Consider the following 13,257-nt stretch of genomic DNA (forward strand, 5'->3'; position numbering starts at 1 on the left):
ACCATGGTGAAAGCTAAGGCCGCGGCAGCCGACGTCCGCATTCCGCAGAACCGCGACGAAGCGGCTGCGATGATCTCGGAGTACGGCGCCGCGGCAATCGAGGTGCTGCGCATCGAAGCCGAGCTGAAGCAGAAGCTGGCGGACGAAAAGAAGGCCGCTGAGGATCTCGCCGCGCCGTACCTGAAGAAGGCCGAGGACATCTACAAGGGCCTGCATGTGTACTGCGCGGCCAACCGGCAGCAGCTGCTCGGCAACAGCGGCACCAAGACGGTCGACTTCGGCACCGGCACCGTGAAGTGGCGCCACAACCCGCCCAAGGTGAAGATCAGCGGCGGCGAAGAAGGCGTGATCGAGCTGATCACGCAGAAGAAGGCCGCGGCGGTCGCGAAGAAGGATGCCGCGACCGAGGCTGCCTACGGCAACTTCCTGCGCGTCAAGGTCGAGATCGACCGCGAGGCGATGCTGAAGAACCCGGACCTCGCGCGCACGATTTCCGGCGTCTCGATCCCGAAGGGCGGCGAGATGTTCGAGGTCGAGCCGTTCGGCGCCGAGATCTCGGAGTCGGCGGCATGACGCAGGCACCGATCCGCATCGGGCTCACCACGGCCCAGCGCGAGTTCCTTGAGGCGATCGAAGGCCATATCGCCCAACACCGTCAACCACCGAGCTACAGGGAGATTGCAAAGATGTTCGGCTTCAAATCGACCGGCCGCGTCACCGAGGTTCTGCGCGCCCTGCAGGAGCGCGGCTGGATCACCTTCCTGCCTGGCCGCGCGCGCTCGATCACGGTGCTCGACAAGGCCAGCCCGCGCACCGGCGGCTACGAGCTGCCGCTTGCGCTCGATGCTGCGCTGCGACGCTACTGCACCGGCACCGGCGAGAAGCCGGAAGACGTCGTCGTCGACGCGGTCGCCTTGCTGCTCGACGAAGCCGAAGGCCAGGTCGCAGCATGAGCGGTACGTCGGCAGGCTGGACGCCGGAGCGGCGCGCGGCGCAGGCCGCGCGCATGACGGCGCTCAACACCACGGTGCTCACGAAGGCGCGCCGCAGTGCCGGCTGGACCGAGGCACGGCGCATGGCGAAGAGCGCCGAGCTGAAGGCTCGCAATCTCGATCCGGCCTTCCAGGCCAAGCGGCGCATCGGCGTCGCCAAAGGGCCCGACGACGTGGCCGAGCGGCACGTTCACCCGCTGGTGCGGGGGTTGTTCCTCGAAATGAAGAAGCAGCGCGCCTCCTGCGAGCGGATCGCGGCGCCGGCCGGCGTCTGCCGCACCACCGTCGTCAGCTGGCGCCGGCATCACATGCCGCAGCTCGATGCCCTCGACGCCGCGCTCAATGTGCTCGGCTTCGAACTCGCGATCGTGCCGAAAGGCCGGCGCGGTCCCAACGGCTTCACCACCAGGAAAAGTTCAACAGGAGAGTAACCCATGCCCTTGTCTGCCCATCTCGCGACCACGTCGATGATCTCGACCATCCACGTGCTGAAGGCGAAAGCCAAGTTCGACGACGACACCTATCGCGACTTCCTCGCACGGCGCGCCAACGGCAAGCGCTCCGCCAAGGAGCTGACGACCAGCGAGGCCGCCCGCGTGATCGAGGACCTGCGCAGCGTCGCCGGCGAGGCGGAGATCCGCGGCGCGGTCGCCGGCCTCGACAGCGCGATCGGCGGCAAGCTCCGCGCGCTGTGGATCGCCGGCCACGATCTCGGCATCGTGCGGGATCGTACCGATCGCGCCATGCTGGCCTTCCTCGAACGCCAGACCGGCGTATCCCACACGCGCTTTCTGCAGAACGCACAGGTCGCTACGGGCGCGATCGAGGGGTTGAAAGCGTGGCTCGAACGCAGCGCGGGTGTCGCTTGGCCCGGCAAGGATCTCGCAGACCTTTCCGAATCTGGCCGCGTCATCGCCAGCAAGCGCGCCATCCTCGACGCACAATGGAAACGGCTGATCGCGATCGGCGCCGTCAAGGCGGTCGGCCAGGCCGTCGACCCCATGGAGGATCTCCAGTTCTACGCCGGCAAGATCGTGCGCCAGAACCGGCCGTGGGAAACCATGTCCAGCCGCGACTACGACGAAGTCCAGAAATCGCTCGGCAACAAGCTCCGCGGCGCGCTGGCGCGACGCGACCAGCAAGCGGGAGATCCGGCATGATCGGCGGGGCGACGACCACACGCGCGGACATCGCTGGCGGCGATCTCGACCAGGCACGGCGCGAAAATGGCTGGACGGCAACGCGAACCCGCGTCGCCATCGCGCTCTTCAACAGCGGCCTCTCGGCGGCGGAGGTCGCTCGCGAGATTGGGGGCATCAGCCGTAACGGCGTCATCGGAAAGGTCCATCGCAGCGGCCTGTCCGAGGCGAACAGAAAAGCGAGCCGCGCTGCCGGCGAGGCCCGTGCCAGCCGGCGCAAACGCATCGCCGACGCATCTTCGCGTAGGTCGATCGTGCGACCGAAACCCTCGCCGGAAGAGGCGCCGCCGCCGAGCATCGCCGACCAGAAGATCCCGGCCGAGCAGCGCCGCACGCTGGCCCAGCTCGATAGCGCCTGCTGTCACTGGCCGGTCGGAGATCCGCAAACGCCGGATTTCTTCTTCTGTGGCGCGCCGAAGGCGAATGACGAGGGAATTCCCTATTGCCCGTCGCACCTGGTCCGGTCGCGGCAACGCGACGTCCGGCCGAGCAAGCCCGTCGGAGCCGCCTTCCTGAACGCCCCACCAAATGCGCCCTGGCGCGCGAGGTGAGCCATGGCCCGCCCGCTGCGCGTCTGCGACCATGCATTGCTCCGCTTCATCGAGCGTGTCGGCGGCCTTGATGTCGAAGGCCTGCGCCGGCACCTGGCCGAGTCCCTCGATCGCGCCGCCGGCGCGGCCGAGCAGCTCGGCGCGCGCGAGATGACGATCGCCGCGGACGGCTTTCACTACGTCGTCATGAAGGGCGTCGTCGTGACTGTCCTCACGCCGCAGATGAAACCCAAGCGGATGAAGGCCCGACGATGACCGAGAGCCTGCCCGGCGTGCTGGCGGAGATCGCGGAGGTGGCGGGTGAGACCGCTGCCCTGATGATCGCCGCCAAGCATGGCGGGCGGCGGGTGTACTTCCCCAGCGTCAAGGCGCTGCACGAGGGCCAGTGGCTGTTCGAATGCGTCGGCGCCGAGACAGCCCGAAAGATCTGCGCGCATTTCGAAGTCGATGGCCGCGGCCAGCGTATCGACATTCCCCTGCATGTCGGCGGAACCTACCGGCAGTTCGTCCGCTCGGTTGCCGAGCGCGTCCATGCTCTCGATCGAGAGGGCAAGTCGTCGACCGAGATCTCGCAAACGCTCGGCCTGACCCAGCGCACCGTGCACCGGCATCGCGCTCGGCATGGCAAGCCGAAGAACGACAAGCAAGGCAGGCTGCTTTGACTTCCGCGCCGGCTGTGCGAGAGTAGCGGACCGGATCATCACCGACCTGACACCTGTCAGGGTCGGTAATTCCGAGCAATTCCGGGATTGTGGCCTCCTCAGCCGGGGGCCAGCTTGCTTCAACCTTCATTCAAACGAGCTTTGAAACGGGCATGCGTGGCCCTCGCGCTGGCCTTTGCCGCGCCCGTCCATGCCGAGACGATCTATCCCGGTGTCGCCACCTGGTACGGTGACGAGAGCGGCCGTTACACGGCGAACGGCGAGACCTACGACGCCGACGATCTCACCTGCGCCCACCGGACCTTTCCCTTCGACACGCTCGTGCGGGTGCACTGGCGCGGCAGGAGCGTCATCTGCCGCGTCAATGACCGCGGTCCCGCCAAATCCACCGGCGTCGACATCGACCTCTCACGGGGCTCCGCACGCGGCCTGCGCATGATCGACGCCGGTCGCGTGCACGTCATCATCGAGAAGCTCGGAAAGATGCTCGAATGAGAACCGACTTCGCTAAGTGCATGCCAGTCATCCTGCGCTACGAGGGCGGCTGGTCGAACCACAAGCGCGATCCGGGCGGCGTGACGCTGGAAGGCATCATCCAGCGCGTCTATGACGGCTATCGCGACCGGAAAGGCAAGCCGCGCCGGGCGTTGACGCCGGATATGCGCGGCACCGCCGAATGGAAGCGCGAGCGCGACGATATCTTCCGCATCCAGTACTGGAATGCGGTCCGCGGCGACGATCTGCCCGCCGGCGTCGATCTCGTCATGTTCGACTCGGCGGTCAACTCGGGCCCGTTCCAGGCGGTGAAGTGGCTGCAGCGCGCGCTGCGCATGAACGATTGCGACGGCCACCTGGGCGAAGCCACGCTCGCGGCTCTCAACGCGCATCCAGATCATGACAGGTTAGTTGGCGACATCTGCGCACTGCGGCTCGGCATGCTGCAGCATCTCTCGACCTGGTCGACCTTCGGCGCGGGCTGGAGCAAGCGCGTCGCCAACGCCAAGCAGATCGGTCAGGCCTGGGCGACCGGCTCGGTCGGACCGAAGCCGATCGAGGCGTATCTCGCCCAGGGCGACGCCAAGGCCTACGCCAGCGACGTCGCGCAGCCGGCGATCGACGCCGGTGATGCCGTCAAGGGCGGCGTCGGCTCCGGCACCGTCGGCACCATGCTCCAGGGCGTGAAGGACCAGATCGAGCCGATCGCCGGCGCGTCCGACTGGCTGATGAAGATCTACACGGCGATCGTCATCCTGTGCCTGCTCGCCGGCGTCGGGGCTTTGCTCTATTCGCTGTGGTCGAGCTTCAAGGCCAAGAAGGCGCGGCAGGCGATCGACGGCGAGATCCGGGCGGACGTACCGGAAGGGCAGCCGGCATGACCCTGTTCATCTGGTTCGATCCGGCCGCCTGGGTGGTATCCGCGCTCGATGCCGCCAACAGTTTCAGCGCGGAGGTGTTCTGGCAGATCGCCACGTCGCCGCCCGTGCTGGTCGTGATCGCCGCGATCGTCGTGGTCAGCTTCGCCGTGGCGCATCTGCCGTTCGTCGCGATGGTGTTTCCCAAGGCCGCGGCCTTCACCAGGGCCGCCTCGCTGGTCACCATCATCGGCTTCGCCGCGCTGCTCTATCTGGTCGGCGTCAAGTCGGAGCGGACGCGGGCGGAGCTGGAGCGCGTCAGAAGTGATCTCGCCTTCAAGGAGTTCCAGCTCGGCAACCAGGTGCGCGCCGCAGCCGATGCGGCGGACCTCAAGGCGGACGCCGATGCGGAGGCGCAAGAGGCAAGGAGCAAGCTCAGTGTGTATCAGGCGAAGTTCGGCAGCGATCCAAACGCTGCCGCTTGTGTTCCTCGTGCTGGCGTCATCGAGTGGGTGCACGACCTCCAGCGTCGAAAGCAGAGATCCGGCGCCGGCGCGAGCAAGCCAAAGCGTGGCATTGTCGCGCGCCTGCGAGGATCTGGCGGGCAACGTCGATGATCCCGTCGTCACCGAGACAAGCGATCCGTGGCAGAAGGTCGGCGAATACGCCGTCGCGCTCGGTGAAACCAACGCCAACATCGACGCCTCGCGCGAGTGCCAGAGACGGCAGCGCGAGCGGCTCAGCAAAGGGAAGTGAAGCGTGAACGTCAACGATTGGGCGCCGTGGGTCGCCATCGCCGTATCGGTGGCCTCGTTCCTCTACGCGATCGTCACAGGCCGCTCGAAGGATAACGACAAGCGCTTCACGCAGCTGCAGGAGCTGATCGACAAGAAGGCCAGCACGGAGACCGTCGCCATCGCGGTCGGAAAGTTGGACCTGCTGGAGGATCGCGCCACGCGCATCGAAACCAACATGGACCACCTTCCTGACCATCAGATGGTGACGACGCTGCAGGGCATGATCGGCAAGCTGACGGGCGATGTCGCCGTGCTTTCAGAGCGCATCCGCCCGATCGCATCGATTGCCGATCGGCTTCAGGAGAAGATTTTGGAACAGGCGGGGTTTGACCGATGAGCCGGGACATCATTCGAGAGCACGCGCGGCTGATCATCCTGCGCGAGCTGCACAACCAGTCGAACTACACCTCGAACGACAGCATGCTGCAGCAAGTTCTGGAGTCCTTCGGCATCGCCAAGACGCGGGACTGGATTCGCGGCGAGCTGGATTGGCTCGCCGACATGAGCGCCTTGACCAAGACGAGCGCCGGCACCGTCTGGATCGTTACGCTTGCGCCGAAGGGCGTCGAGCACGTCGAGCGGCGCCTGTTGATCGAAGGCGTCAAGCGTCCCAGCCCGCCGGAGGGCTGACGCCCGATGGCTCACCATGCAAAGGCGCGCCGCGGCCGGCTGTCGGAAATCGACAAGCTGCCCGATTGGGCGGACGAAGCCAAGGTCTGGGCGTTCGAGCAGCTAAAGGAGCGCAAGCTCAGCCAGCTCGAGATCCTCGACGAGTTCAACGCCCGTTTGAGAGCCGCTTCACTGGCGCATGATGCCAGCGCCGAAGTGCCGGAGATCTCGCGTTCGGCCTTCAACCGGACCGCCATGCGCGTGGCGCTGCTCGGCCGTCGCTTGGAGGAGACCCGCGAGATCGCAGCCATCATCGCTCCGAAGCTGGACGAGGCCGGCGACAATTCGATCACGCTGATGGTGGCCGAGACCATCAAGACGCTGATCTCTGAAATGCTCGGCAACGCCGGCGAGCTCGCGGCCGACGGCGGCACCGCTGAGATGCTGATGTTTACGTCGCGCGCGCTGAAGCACGCCGAGGAAGCCAAGCGGATCAGCGCGGACGGCCGGCGAAAGATCGAGACCGAGCTGAAGAGCAAGGCCACCGAGGCCGTGGAGACCGTGGCGAAGGTCAAGGGCCTGTCCGCCGACACCGTGGACGCGATCAAGAGCAAGATCCTCGGCATCGAAAGGAAGACGTCATGAGCGAAAACGTCCGCGGCGCCCTGGTCCTGTTGCTCTGGATCGTCTTCGCGGGGATCGGCGTCGCGGCGTCGATCCGTTTCGTCGTCAACCACATCTTTCAGTCAGGAGGGAGATGCGACATGAGCCACGAGTGCCCGATCGAGAATTGCAAGACGACGGTGCCGCAAGGCATCTACATGTGCCCGCGCCATTGGCGCCTCGTCCCGAAGCCACTCCAGTCGGCCGTCTACGCGAGCTTTCGCGCGACGGGCCGCATCAGCGACAATCACCGCGAGGCGAAGCGCGTCGTCGAGCAGGCGGAGCAAGGCCTCAAGAGGTTCGACCTGCCAGCAGGCACCAAAGCGCTCACGATCTATCAGCCGTGGGCGACGCTCGTGATGCTTGGTGCAAAGCCCCACGAGTTCCGCAAATGGAAGTTCACCGACAAGCCGGCGCTGGCGAAGCTCGTCGGGCAGCGCATCGTCGTCCACGCCAGCGCGCGGAGGCCGCCGATCGGCGAGCTTGACGATATCCTCCGGCGGATCGACGGCGGGGAAAGCGCGCTCAAGGACGACATCGCGCGGCCGTTGATTTGGAAACTGCGCGCGGCCTTGAAGGCGCGCGGCAAGGACGCCGATCTCAGCCAGATCGCGCCCCTTAGCGTCGCGCTCGGCACGGCAGTGATCGGCGAGCCCCGCAGCGTTCTAGACATCTTCAAGGGGACTGCAATCGCGGACAGCGGCCGGCTCGACCACAACCTCTATGGCTGGCCGATGATGGACGTCAAACCGTTTGCCCAGCCGATCCCGTCCGCTGGGGCGCAGGGCTTCTGGAACTGGTCATGAGCGAGGCCGGTGAGCTGATTACCGAGGACTGGCTAAAGCTAGTCGGCTTCAAATGGCACGAGTTCGAACGCCAGAACGCCAAGCACTGGTTGCTGTGGCTTGGCGGCGGACTTCGGCAGAAGCCGAGCCTGACCGACTATGAGGATCTCGGCATCGAGCTGGCGCCGGGCTTCGGAGACACCGAGTGGTTCTGTTGGCTGCGCAGCGACGCTGCCGGCCGCTATCATCGCTTCATACACCTCCGCCACGTCACCACGCGCGGCGACGTTATCGGCCTGGTCGAGGCGATCTCCGGGCGGCCGTGGACGCCGGATAACCATCTCTATGGCTCGCTCCGATCGCCGGAAGCGGCTGACCGCATTCGACAGGAGCGCGAGCGTCTGGATCGTCGCTTGCTCGCCGCTGAACCGAAGTGGGCCGATATCGAAGAGGATGACAGCCGCGGCCGTGCCCTGCCGGAGCACATGACGGCCGCGATCAAAGGCGGCGGTGCGAAGTGACCGACTCCGCCCGCACCATCACCGACGCCGAATGGGCAGAGACGCGGCGCGCTGGCCTTGCCGTCGGCGCGCAGCTCGCGCGCGACGCGGGCGGCATCGAGGGTGTGCTGCTGGACTATCAGAAGCGGCTGCTTCGCTCGACGTCGGAGCATGCCGTCACGATCTGCGAGAAGTCCCGCCGTATCGGCGCGACCTGGGGCGTTGCCTCCGATGCCGCGCTGACGGCCGCGGCCGTCAAGTCGGCCGGCGGCATGGACGTGTTCTACATCGGCTACAACAAGGAGATGGCGCGGGAGTTCATCGACGTCTGCGGCATGTGGGCCAAGAGCTTCGAGGAAGCCGCGACCGAGGTGCAGGAGTTCGTCTTCGACGACGGCGACCCCGACAGCAACATCCAGGCGTTCCGCATCCGCTTCGCCTCCGGCTTCGAGATCATCGCGCTGCCGTCGCGCCCGCGCTCGCTGCGCGGCATGCAGGGCTTCGTCATCTTGGACGAGGCAGCGTTCCACGACGATCTCGACGCGATGATGAAGGCGGCGCTCGCGCTGCTGATGTGGGGCGGTCGGGTGCTGGTCATCTCCACCCATCTCGGCGTCGCCAATCCCTTCAACAAGTTGATCGAGGACGCGCGCGCGGGCCGCAAGCCTTACCACGTCGAGAAGTACGATTTCGACGACGCTCTGAAGGACGGGCTCTATCAGCGCATCTGCCTCGTCACCGGTAAGGAATGGACGCCGGAGAACGAAGCGAAGTGGCGCGCCGAGATCGTTGCCTCCTACGGCGATGCCGCCGACGAGGAGCTGTTCTGCGTTCCCTCGGAAGGTGGCGGCGTCTACCTGGCCCGCACGCTGATCGAGGCGCGCATGGTGCTCGACGCGCCGGTGCTGCGGCTGTCCCGGCCCGCCGAGTTCACCTTCCTGCCGAAGGAGCGCCGCGAGGCCGATATTCTGGCATGGTGCAAGGAGCATCTTGAACCGCTGTTGAAGAAGCTCGACCAGGAGCGGCAACACGGCTTCGGCCAGGACTTCGCGCGCAACGTCGACCTCTCGGTGCTGATCCCGATCGAGATCGGCAAGACGCTGCGGCGCACCGTGCCGTTCTGGATCGAGATGTCGAACATTCCGTTCGAGCAGCAGCGGCAGGTGCTGTTCTATCTGTGCGACGGCCTGCCACGCTTCATCGGCGGCAAGATGGACGCTTCCGGCAACGGCGCCTATCTCGCCGAGGTCGCAGCGCAGAAGTACGGCCCGCTCCGAATCGAGCAGGTCAAGATGTCGACCGAGTGGTATCTGGAGAACTTCCCGCCGCTCAAGGGCGCGTTCGAGGAGGGCAGCATCCTGCTGCCGAAGGACGCGGACGGCGTTGACGATCTCGCGGCCGTGCAGACCATCAAGGGCGTGCCGCGCGTGCCCGATGTCCGCACCAAGGGCGCGGATGGCAAGAAACGGCACGGCGACGTCGCCATCGCCCTGGTGCTCGCCTATGCGCAGACCCGCGCAAAGCTGGTCGAGTTCGACTACCGATCGGCGGCGACGAAAGACCCGGAGGACCCGTCCGGCGATGAGGACAACGACACCGGCCGCGCTTGGTGGAAGGCGCCGCTCGGCGCGCGCATTCGAGGAGGCTTTTGATGGCCCTTAAGACGTCACCGATCCTCGATCAATTCGGCCGCGCCATCCAGCGCGAGGTGCTGACCGAGGAGATCGCCGGCCCGCGCGTCGGCAGCGTGCGCTCGCCGATTTCCGGCTATCCGGCCGACGGTCTCAATCCGGTTCGGCTTGCCAGTATCCTCAAGGCGGCCGACGCCTATGACCCACTGCGCTTCTTCGAGATGGCCGAGCAGATCGAGGAGCGCGACCTGCACTATGCGGGCGTGCTCGGCACGCGGAAGCGTCAGGTATCTCAGCTCGACATTACCGTCGAGCCGGCCGAGGACACCGCTGAAGCGAAGGCGCATGCGGCCTGGGTTGAAGGCGTGTTGAAGCGCGACACGTTCAGGACGAGCTGTTCGACATGCTCGATGCCATCGGCAAGGGCATCAGCATCACCGAGATCATCTGGGACACCTCGGAGGGCGACTGGGCGATCAAGAAGCTCGCCTGGCGCGATCCGCGCTGGTTCCGGTTTGATCGCAACGACGGCGAGACGCCGCTGCTGCTCGGCGACTACAGCGCCGATGGCGTCGGCACCCTGCCCATGACATCGTCCGGCGAGACGCCGCTCGCGCCGTTCAAGTTCATCACCACGGTCATCCGTGCCAAGTCAGGATTGCCGATCCGCTCCGGCCTCTCGCGCCTGGTTGCGTGGGCGTGGATGTTCAAGGCCTTCACCCAACGGGACTGGACGATCTTCACGCAAACTTTCGGTCAGCCCGTGCGAGTTGGCAAGTATCCGGCCGGCTCCTCGCAGGGTGACAAGGACACGTTGTTCACGGCCGTCGCCAACATCGCCGGCGATTGCGCCGCGATCATCCCGGAGACGATGACGATCGAGTTCATCGAATCGAAGAACGTCGGACCTGGCAGTGACCTCTATCAGAAGCGCTGCGACTGGCTGGATCAGCAGGTCTCGAAGGCGGTGCTCGGCCAGACTGCGACGACCGACGCGATTGCCGGCGGGCATGCTGTCGGGCAGGAGCACCGGCAGGTGCAAGAGGACATCGAGCGCGCGGATGCGAAGGCTCTCAGCGCGATCCTCAATCGCGACCTGGTGCGGCCAGGTATCGACCTGCAATTCGGCGCGCAGAAGGCCTATCCGCGCCTGCGCATCGGCCGCTCCGAAGACACCGACGTCAAACTGACGGTCGAGAGCGCGGTGAAGCTTGTACCGATGGGCCTGAAGGTCAAGAAGACCTATTTCAACGATCTCCTCGGCATACCCGTGCCGGAGGACGGCGAGGAATTGCTCGCTGCGCCGTCTCAGGCGCCTTCGCTTGCGCTTCCGGGCGAGACAATGCCGAGCGCGCCGGCGCTGCACGCGGCTTTGCGCATGCAGGAGACGCACGATCCGATTGCGGCGCTCACTGAAGAGGCCGAACGTCTCTGCGGACCGGGCACCGACGCCGTTATCGACGAAGTCCGCGCTGTCGTCGAGCGCTCGACGTCGCTGCACCAGGTGCAGGAGGAACTGCGCAAGCTGAAACCCGGTATTGCCGAGCGGAATCTTGCCGGTTTGATGCGGATGGCACGAACGCTCGCGAATTTGACCGGCCGGGCACAGATTCCGGATGCTTAAGTACCGCGGCAACACCATCGCGCGCGCTTGCGGCTGCTCATGGGCATCGCTGCATGCCGAGGTGCTGCCGTTTGCCGTCAATCCGATCGAGGCGATCGACTTCCTCAGGCGAAAAGCGAACGTTCCGACCGCGACTTGGACCGATCTCTGGCAGCAGGAGCACTCGGCGAGCTTCACCGTCGCGGGTGCGATGACGGATTCGCTGGTTACGGACTTCCACGACGCCGTGATGAAGGCGATCGAGCAAGGCGAGACCATCGAGACCTTCCGCAAAGACTTCGATCGCATCGTCGAGGACCACGGCTGGAGCTACAATGGCTCGCGGGGCTGGCGCAGCCGCGTCATTTTCGACACCAACATGTCGACGGCCTACGCCGCCGGTCGGTGGGAGCAGATCCAGCGCGTCAAGCGCACGCGGCCGTACCTGATCTATCGTCATCTCGAAGGCCAGAGATATCCGCGCCCGCTGCACGAGAGCTGGCACGGCACGATTCTGCCGGTCGACCATCCATGGTGGCAGACTCATTACCCGCCGAACGGCTGGGGCTGCCATTGCTGGGTCGACAGCCTCTCCGACGACGACCTGCGGCGCTACGGCTACAAGGTTTCCGACGAGGCACCGGCGTCGAAGATGGTGGAGAAGACCGTGCCGCTGTCAGACGGCAGCACGCGCACGATCTCGGTGCCCGAAGGCATCGATCCAGGCTTCGCCTACCGGCCCGGCGAGATGCCGGCGAGCCTCGATGAGGCGCTGGACGAATGAGAGTTACCTCCGGCATGGAAGTGGCGGGGGCCGACAGCGCGCGAACGCTGCCAACCGCGGGCCGATCCTGGCAGACTGACCCGCACGACGAGAGAAACCGTCCTCGCCGACCCGCCGCTGCTGCGCAGCGCGGCGACCGTAGGCGGGCCGGAGCGATTCGAAGAGATGGGTTCAAGAGTTGTCTACAAGCCGGTGAAGCCGGCCGCGGGCTATATCGGCGGCAAGAAGCAACTGGCGAAGACGATCGTCGCCAGCATCGAGCGGATTCCGCACGAGACCTATGCCGAGCCGTTCGTGGGCATGGGTGGCGTTTTCCTGCGCCGGCGGCGGCCGAGGAAGGGCGAGATCATCAACGACCGCTCTGGCGACGTGGCGACGTTCTTCCGCATCCTGCAGCGCCACTACGTGCCCTTCATGGACCTGCTGAAGTGGCAGATCACCGGGCGCGCGGAGTTCGAGCGGCTGAAGGCGACGGACCCGTCGACGCTGACCGATCTGGTGCGCGCTGCGCGCTTCCTCTACCTCCAGCGCACGGCCTTCGGCGGCAAGGTCGCTGGCCGCAATTTCGGCGTCGATCCGGCCGGCGCGCGCTTCAACGTGGCGAAGCTCGCGCCGATGCTAGACGAGTTGCACGAGCGGCTCGCCGGCGTCACGATCGAGTGCTTGCCCTGGGCCGAGTTCATTGCCCGATACGACCGGCCGGGCACGCTGTTCTTTCTCGACCCGCCGTATTGGGGCGGCGAGAAGGACTACGGTGCCGGCCTGTTCGAGCGCTCGGAATATGCGCAGATGGCGGAGGTTTTAAGGGCCTTGAAAGGCCGCTTCATCATGTCGATCAACGACGTCCCGAAGATCCGCAAGACCTTCGCGGGCTTTCGCCTACGGCCGGTGCGGCTGACCTATTCGGTCGCCCGCAGCAACAAGGCGCACCAGGCGCGGGAGCTGATCATCACCGCGGGCCGATGGAGGCGCTAGTGCGCTTTAGGAGCCAGCTTCCTGATGATCTCACGCAGATCGGCGGCGTACTCCTCAATCATGCGTATTGCCTCGTCGGTGCGCGATGGCTTGGTGCGCCTACCGTCAGCCTGTTTGTCGGGCTCCTGCATAGGCGGATGATCAGCCGCGGACG

Annotated in this window: 19 protein-coding genes and 1 pseudogene; all 20 read left to right on the forward strand. The window is 65.8% G+C overall.

Going from position 1 to position 13,257, the window contains the following annotated elements; genetic code table 11:
* Window positions 1-3: 3 nt before the first annotated feature.
* Window positions 4-573 carry a host-nuclease inhibitor Gam family protein gene (locus IVB23_RS36245; RefSeq protein ID WP_247801822.1) on the forward strand — a complete coding sequence of 190 codons (570 nt, stop codon included), beginning with the start codon at window positions 4-6 and terminating at the stop codon, window positions 571-573.
* Window positions 570-953 (forward strand): hypothetical protein, encoded by a 384-nt coding sequence (locus IVB23_RS36250; RefSeq protein WP_247801824.1) that lies wholly within the window; start codon window positions 570-572, stop codon window positions 951-953. Before IVB23_RS36245 ends, IVB23_RS36250 begins: the two co-directional genes overlap by 4 nt.
* A complete protein-coding gene (locus tag IVB23_RS36255) occupies window positions 950-1,423 on the forward strand; it encodes a hypothetical protein (protein ID WP_247801825.1) in 474 nt (157 codons plus the stop codon). Before IVB23_RS36250 ends, IVB23_RS36255 begins: the two co-directional genes overlap by 4 nt.
* A 3-nt stretch (window positions 1,424-1,426) precedes the next feature.
* On the forward strand, window positions 1,427-2,152 hold the full coding sequence (locus IVB23_RS36260; protein ID WP_247801826.1) for a regulatory protein GemA: 726 nt from the start codon (window positions 1,427-1,429) through the stop codon (window positions 2,150-2,152).
* Window positions 2,149-2,742 (forward strand): GcrA family cell cycle regulator, encoded by a 594-nt coding sequence (locus tag IVB23_RS36265; protein WP_247801828.1) that lies wholly within the window; start codon window positions 2,149-2,151, stop codon window positions 2,740-2,742. The genes IVB23_RS36260 and IVB23_RS36265 overlap by 4 nt, the downstream gene beginning before the upstream one ends.
* Window positions 2,743-2,745: 3 nt before the next feature.
* Complete coding sequence (locus IVB23_RS36270; RefSeq protein ID WP_247801829.1) at window positions 2,746-2,997, forward strand: hypothetical protein; 252 nt, start codon at window positions 2,746-2,748, stop codon at window positions 2,995-2,997.
* The gene (locus IVB23_RS36275) at window positions 2,994-3,404 is read left to right on the forward strand and encodes a helix-turn-helix domain-containing protein (RefSeq protein WP_247801831.1); all 411 of its coding nucleotides are present in this window, start codon (window positions 2,994-2,996) and stop codon (window positions 3,402-3,404) included. The genes IVB23_RS36270 and IVB23_RS36275 overlap by 4 nt, the downstream gene beginning before the upstream one ends.
* Window positions 3,405-3,560: 156 nt before the next feature.
* Window positions 3,561-3,899 carry a septal ring lytic transglycosylase RlpA family protein gene (locus tag IVB23_RS36280; RefSeq protein WP_247801833.1) on the forward strand — a complete coding sequence of 113 codons (339 nt, stop codon included), beginning with the start codon at window positions 3,561-3,563 and terminating at the stop codon, window positions 3,897-3,899.
* Between the two features lie 20 nt (window positions 3,900-3,919).
* Window positions 3,920-4,780, forward strand: a complete 861-nt coding sequence (locus tag IVB23_RS36285) for a glycosyl hydrolase 108 family protein (RefSeq protein WP_247801834.1) — start codon at window positions 3,920-3,922, stop codon at window positions 4,778-4,780.
* Complete coding sequence (locus IVB23_RS36290; protein WP_247801835.1) at window positions 4,777-5,373, forward strand: hypothetical protein; 597 nt, start codon at window positions 4,777-4,779, stop codon at window positions 5,371-5,373. Before IVB23_RS36285 ends, IVB23_RS36290 begins: the two co-directional genes overlap by 4 nt.
* On the forward strand, window positions 5,327-5,512 hold the full coding sequence (locus IVB23_RS36295) for a hypothetical protein (protein WP_247801837.1): 186 nt from the start codon (window positions 5,327-5,329) through the stop codon (window positions 5,510-5,512). Before IVB23_RS36290 ends, IVB23_RS36295 begins: the two co-directional genes overlap by 47 nt.
* A 3-nt stretch (window positions 5,513-5,515) precedes the next feature.
* Window positions 5,516-5,890, forward strand: a complete 375-nt coding sequence (locus IVB23_RS36300) for a hypothetical protein (protein WP_247801838.1) — start codon at window positions 5,516-5,518, stop codon at window positions 5,888-5,890.
* Window positions 5,887-6,183 (forward strand): hypothetical protein, encoded by a 297-nt coding sequence (locus IVB23_RS36305; protein ID WP_247801840.1) that lies wholly within the window; start codon window positions 5,887-5,889, stop codon window positions 6,181-6,183. Before IVB23_RS36300 ends, IVB23_RS36305 begins: the two co-directional genes overlap by 4 nt.
* 6 nt (window positions 6,184-6,189) lie before the next feature.
* Window positions 6,190-6,807, forward strand: coding sequence for a DUF3486 family protein (locus IVB23_RS36310; protein WP_247801842.1), 618 nt, complete (start codon window positions 6,190-6,192; stop codon window positions 6,805-6,807).
* Window positions 6,804-7,631, forward strand: coding sequence for a hypothetical protein (locus tag IVB23_RS36315; RefSeq protein WP_247801844.1), 828 nt, complete (start codon window positions 6,804-6,806; stop codon window positions 7,629-7,631). The genes IVB23_RS36310 and IVB23_RS36315 overlap by 4 nt, the downstream gene beginning before the upstream one ends.
* Complete coding sequence (locus tag IVB23_RS36320; RefSeq protein WP_247801845.1) at window positions 7,628-8,131, forward strand: hypothetical protein; 504 nt, start codon at window positions 7,628-7,630, stop codon at window positions 8,129-8,131. Before IVB23_RS36315 ends, IVB23_RS36320 begins: the two co-directional genes overlap by 4 nt.
* A complete protein-coding gene (locus IVB23_RS36325; RefSeq protein ID WP_247801846.1) occupies window positions 8,128-9,762 on the forward strand; it encodes a terminase family protein in 1,635 nt (544 codons plus the stop codon). The genes IVB23_RS36320 and IVB23_RS36325 overlap by 4 nt, the downstream gene beginning before the upstream one ends.
* Window positions 9,762-11,365, forward strand: a pseudogene (locus tag IVB23_RS36330) (DUF935 domain-containing protein). The gene IVB23_RS36325 and the pseudogene IVB23_RS36330 overlap by 1 nt, the downstream one beginning before the upstream one ends.
* Entirely contained in the window at window positions 11,358-12,128 is a 771-nt protein-coding gene (locus IVB23_RS36335; protein WP_247801848.1) for a phage minor head protein, read from the forward strand. The pseudogene IVB23_RS36330 and the gene IVB23_RS36335 overlap by 8 nt, the downstream one beginning before the upstream one ends.
* A gap of 165 nt (window positions 12,129-12,293) precedes the next feature.
* Complete coding sequence (locus IVB23_RS36340; protein WP_247801849.1) at window positions 12,294-13,103, forward strand: DNA adenine methylase; 810 nt, start codon at window positions 12,294-12,296, stop codon at window positions 13,101-13,103.
* Window positions 13,104-13,257 lie beyond the last annotated feature (154 nt).

Origin of the sequence: Bradyrhizobium sp. 191 (assembly GCF_023100985.1) — a bacterium.
Taxonomy (GTDB): Bacteria; Pseudomonadota; Alphaproteobacteria; order Rhizobiales; family Xanthobacteraceae; genus Bradyrhizobium; species Bradyrhizobium diversitatis.

Coding starts and splice junctions, on each gene's coding strand:
- IVB23_RS36340 (WP_247801849.1), top strand. CDS start 12,294: ATGGGTTCAAGAGTTGTCTACAAGCCGGTGAAGCCGGCCGCGGGCTAT.
- IVB23_RS36305 (WP_247801840.1), top strand. CDS start 5,887: ATGAGCCGGGACATCATTCGAGAGCACGCGCGGCTGATCATCCTGCGC.
- IVB23_RS36320 (WP_247801845.1), top strand. CDS start 7,628: ATGAGCGAGGCCGGTGAGCTGATTACCGAGGACTGGCTAAAGCTAGTC.
- IVB23_RS36260 (WP_247801826.1), top strand. CDS start 1,427: ATGCCCTTGTCTGCCCATCTCGCGACCACGTCGATGATCTCGACCATC.
- IVB23_RS36285 (WP_247801834.1), top strand. CDS start 3,920: ATGCCAGTCATCCTGCGCTACGAGGGCGGCTGGTCGAACCACAAGCGC.
- IVB23_RS36315 (WP_247801844.1), top strand. CDS start 6,804: ATGAGCGAAAACGTCCGCGGCGCCCTGGTCCTGTTGCTCTGGATCGTC.
- IVB23_RS36335 (WP_247801848.1), top strand. CDS start 11,358: ATGCTTAAGTACCGCGGCAACACCATCGCGCGCGCTTGCGGCTGCTCA.
- IVB23_RS36250 (WP_247801824.1), top strand. CDS start 570: ATGACGCAGGCACCGATCCGCATCGGGCTCACCACGGCCCAGCGCGAG.
- IVB23_RS36255 (WP_247801825.1), top strand. CDS start 950: ATGAGCGGTACGTCGGCAGGCTGGACGCCGGAGCGGCGCGCGGCGCAG.
- IVB23_RS36275 (WP_247801831.1), top strand. CDS start 2,994: ATGACCGAGAGCCTGCCCGGCGTGCTGGCGGAGATCGCGGAGGTGGCG.
- IVB23_RS36270 (WP_247801829.1), top strand. CDS start 2,746: ATGGCCCGCCCGCTGCGCGTCTGCGACCATGCATTGCTCCGCTTCATC.
- IVB23_RS36265 (WP_247801828.1), top strand. CDS start 2,149: ATGATCGGCGGGGCGACGACCACACGCGCGGACATCGCTGGCGGCGAT.
- IVB23_RS36245 (WP_247801822.1), top strand. CDS start 4: ATGGTGAAAGCTAAGGCCGCGGCAGCCGACGTCCGCATTCCGCAGAAC.
- IVB23_RS36290 (WP_247801835.1), top strand. CDS start 4,777: ATGACCCTGTTCATCTGGTTCGATCCGGCCGCCTGGGTGGTATCCGCG.
- IVB23_RS36310 (WP_247801842.1), top strand. CDS start 6,190: ATGGCTCACCATGCAAAGGCGCGCCGCGGCCGGCTGTCGGAAATCGAC.